This window comes from Streptomyces sp. NPDC057638, assembly GCF_042800315.1.
Taxonomy (GTDB): Bacteria; Actinomycetota; Actinomycetes; order Streptomycetales; family Streptomycetaceae; genus Streptomyces.
On record NZ_JBHVHF010000476.1, the window covers coordinates 1 to 4,062 of the forward strand.

3 protein-coding genes are annotated in these 4,062 nt (G+C 72.5%); 1 reads left to right on the forward strand and 2 read right to left on the reverse strand.

All coding sequences use genetic code 11. From position 1 onward, the window contains the following. Positions 1–11 precede the first annotated feature (11 nt). The gene (locus ACFVIM_RS33510; protein ID WP_384309671.1) at positions 12–569 is read right to left on the reverse strand and encodes a GNAT family N-acetyltransferase; all 558 of its coding nucleotides are present in this window, start codon (positions 567–569) and stop codon (positions 12–14) included. A 230-nt stretch (positions 570–799) separates the two neighbouring features. Then, a complete protein-coding gene (locus ACFVIM_RS33515; protein ID WP_384309675.1) occupies positions 800–1,639 on the reverse strand; it encodes a hypothetical protein in 840 nt (279 codons plus the stop codon). Between the two features lie 353 nt (positions 1,640–1,992). Here ACFVIM_RS33515 and gcl point away from each other — a divergent pair, with 353 nt between their 5' ends. After that, positions 1,993–3,771: a glyoxylate carboligase gene (gene gcl / locus ACFVIM_RS33520; RefSeq protein ID WP_384309677.1), complete on the forward strand. Its 1,779-nt coding sequence runs from the start codon at positions 1,993–1,995 to the stop codon at positions 3,769–3,771. Positions 3,772–4,062 lie beyond the last annotated feature (291 nt).

Sequence of the window (4,062 nt, forward strand, 5' to 3'; positions counted from 1 at the left end):
GCCGGGGCGCGTCAGAGGGAGCGGCGCATACAGAGACGCGGCCAGCGGTCGAGGCCGATCTCCCGCTCATGGCGGCGGATCCGCCGCAGCCCCTCGGTGAGTTCGGGCTCCGGCAGCTCCCGGAAACCCAGCCGCGCGTAGTACGGCGCGTTCCAGGGCACCTCGGCGAAGGTCGTGAGCGTCATCCCGGAGAGCCCCCGGGTCCGTGCCCGGTCCGCGAGGTGCTCGATCAGTTCCCGTCCGATGCCGCGCCGCGCCGCGCTCGGCCGCACCGACACCTGCTCGATATGCGCCGCGCCGTCGACCTCCTCATCGAGGAGGTACGCGAGGAGTGCGCCGCTCTCCCCGTTCGCGCCGTTCGCCCCCGTGTACACCCAGGCCCCGCCCGCCGCCCGGTAGCGCTCCAGGTCGTTCAGCGCGGGCGGCTCGTCGTCGGCGATCTCCGTCATCCCGAGGGAGCGGAACGGTTCCCCGGCGGCCCGCTCGATCTCCTGGAGCTGGGCGAGTTCACCGGCCGTGGCCGGCCGGATGAAGGGGGACAGGGCGTGGGAGAAGGACGGAGGGACCATGGGGGAAGTATCCCGCCCTCGGTCCGCGCCCGTGCCGCCGCCCCTCGGGACGCCGCGCCCGTGACGCCGCCCTCATGGAGACCGCGCCCGTGACGCCGCCGTGACGGAGACCGCGCCCGTCCTGTGCGTAGCCCCGGCACCACGCGTCCGGCTCGTGTACGCCCTCCGCCGCCACGTTCCCGCCCGCGCACGCCCTCCGGCACCACGCGCCCGGACCGCTCTCGCGGGCCTCACGCGCCGGTGGAGACCAGTTCCGCCGCCGTCGCGTTGACCGGCTGGGGCATACCGGTCAGGTCCATGACGAAGAGGGGAACGCCCAGTTCCTCCGCGCGGGCGCTGGCCTGCTGTCCGTACCCCGCCAAGGTGAAGTAGACGGTCGTGGCGGACGCGCTCAGTCCGTACAGCCACAGACACTCGACGTCCCGGATCTCCGCGCGCCGTGTGGTGGGTTCGATCTGGGCGACCAGGCCACGGCCGCGCAGCCGTACGGTGGCGGCGGGCCGTCCACGGGCCGGGGCGAGCGGCCGCACCTCGGGGGTGTGGATCTCCTGATGGGCGACGTCATGGAAGCCCAGCCAGGTCAGATAGAGCTGGGCCGCCGTCACGGCGTCCCGGGCGGTACGGATGGTGACCGGCCGGAAGGACGGGCGCGGGCTGTTCGCCGTCCGGGGCAGCGGGATATGGGACGGCGGGTACGCGGGCCGCCGGGAGGGCCGGTAAGGGGGCGGCTCCGGCGCGCGCTCCCCGGTGGCCGGGCGTTCCCGCGCCGGGCGCTCCCGTCCGGCGCGCTCTGGCGCGGGGGGTTCCTCCGCCGCGCGAACCGGTATCCGCAGCAGGGTGCCGCAGGGGCAGCCGAGTTCCGGCTGAGGCCAGTGGTCCTGGCGGCCGCAGCTCTCACAGCGGACGCGGACCCAGTCGTCGTCCCAGGTCCGGCGGACGATCTGCTCCGGCGGGGCGCTCGGCAGCAGCGGGGGCGCCAACGGCGCGCCGCAGGCGCATGGATAGACCGGTGAGGCGAACAGATGCTCCCGGCCGCAGGACGGACAGCGCACCGGCACCGCTTCGGCCATCGCGGAATCCCCCTCGCTCCTGAGTCCGCCCCCATCGTCCACCACGCGCCGGGGGTTAGGGGAGTGGTTGGGCCATCGCCTTGACGAGGCACTCCATGGCTCCTACATTGCTTCCGTATAACAAAATATAGTTTCCGGATTGCGGAAAAGTGAGGATTGCCTTCCCGGCTGGGCGCACGGTCGAAGCGCGATCCGCGCGATCCGTTCCGTACCGCGATCCGTTCCGTACCGCGATCCGTTCCGTACCGCGATCCGTTCCGTGCTCAATCCGTTCAGTGCCTCAATCCGCTCGATGCGCACGATCGCCCGATCCCCCGCGTGGATCGTCCGATCGGAGCAGGACAGGAGCAGTCATGGCTCGAATGACCGCCGCCCGCGCGGCCGTGGAGATCCTCGAACGCGAAGGCGTCACCCAGGCGTTCGGTGTGCCGGGCGCCGCGATCAACCCCTTCTACAAGGCGCTCAAGGAGGGCGGCGGGATCCAGCACACCCTCGCCCGCCATGTCGAGGGCGCCTCCCATATGGCCGAGGGCTACACCCGCGCCCGGCCCGGCAACATCGGCCTCTGCGTCGGCACCTCGGGCCCGGCCGGGACCGACATGATCACCGGGCTCTACTCCGCGCTCGGCGACTCCATCCCGATCCTGTGCGTCACGGGCCAGGCGCCGACCGCCGTGCTCCACAAGGAGGACTTCCAGGCCGTCGACATCGCCGCCATCGCCCGGCCCGTCACCAAGGCCGCCACCACCGTCCTGGAGGCCGCCCAGGTCCCGGGCGTCTTCCAGCAGGCGTTCCATCTGATGCGCTCGGGCCGCCCCGGGCCCGTCCTCATCGATCTGCCGGTCGACGTCCAGCAGACCGAGATCGAGTTCGACCCCGAGACCTACGCCCCGCTTCCGGTCCACCGGCCGGTGGCCACCCGGGCGCAGATCGACAGGGCGCTGGCGCTGCTGGTCCGTGCCGAACGCCCGCTGATCGTCGCCGGGGGCGGGATCATCAACGCCGACGCCTGCGCCGAGCTGGTCGAGTTCGCCGAGCTGACCGGGGTCCCGGTCATCCCCACCCTGATGGGCTGGGGCACCATCCCCGACGACCATCCCCTCCACGCGGGCATGGTCGGCCTCCAGACCTCCCACCGCTACGGCAACGCCACCTTCCTGGAAGCCGACCATGTGCTCGGCATCGGCAACCGCTGGGCCAACCGCCACACCGGCGACCTGGACGTCTACACCCGGGGCCGCACCTTCGTCCATGTGGATATCGAACCCACCCAGATCGGGCGGATCTTCGCCCCGGAGTACGGGATCGCCTCCGACGCCCGTGCCGCGCTGGAGCTCTTCCTCACCGCCGCGCGGGAGCTGAAGGAGTCGGGCGGGCTGCCCGACCGTACGGAGTGGGCCGCGGCCGTACAGCGCCGCAAGGCCACCCTCCAGCGGCGGACCCACTTCACCCAGATCCCGATCAAACCCCAGCGCGTCTACCAGGAGATGAACCGGGCCTTCGGGCCCGAGACGCGCTATGTCACCACCATCGGGCTCTCCCAGATCGCCGGGGCCCAGCTGCTCCATGTCTACCGGCCCCGGCACTGGATCAACTGCGGCCAGGCCGGTCCGCTGGGGTGGACGGTGCCCGCCGCGCTGGGGGCCGCCGTCGCCGATCCCGGGACACCGGTCGTGGCGCTCTCCGGCGACTACGACTTCCAGTTCCTGCTGGAGGAGCTGGCGGTGGGCGCCCAGCACCGCATCCCCTATGTCCATGTGCTGGTGAACAACGCCTATCTGGGGCTGATCCGCCAGGCCCAGCAGGGGCTCGACATCGAGTTCGAGGTCAATCTGGAGTTCGAGAACATCAACGCGCCCGAACTCGGCGTCTACGGCGTCGACCATGTCCGGGTGGTGGAGGGGCTGGGCTGCAAGGCGCTGCGGGTGACGGACCCGGAGGCGCTGCTCCCGGCGTTCGAGGAGGCGCGGAAGCTGGCGGCCGAGTTCCGGGTGCCGGTGGTGGTCGAGGTGCTGCTGGAACGGGTCACCAACATCGCGATGGGCCCACGGATCGACGCCGTCCATGAGTGGGAGGATCCGGCGGGCGAACCGGGTCACGCGCCGACCGCGATCCTCCCGCTGGAGGTGTGACCCCGACGGACCCCGTCCGGCGGGTCGGCTGAGACCCCGTGCCCTGTGCGGCCCCGTGTCCCGTGCGGCCTTGTGCCCTTTGGGACGCGGGGCCTCGCGGCGCGCCCGCAGGCCTCCGTAGACATCCGTAAGCCCCCGTACGGTACGGAGGGACCGGCCGTACGGGGGCGAGCGCACGCGCGGGCGGGGGTGGGTCACCCCGGGAACCCCCGGCGTGACCCACCCCCCCGGGGGGGGTAACCGGCGGCGCGGGCGCCCGGGCGCCACGGGGAAGTAGGGGCCCGACGCCCC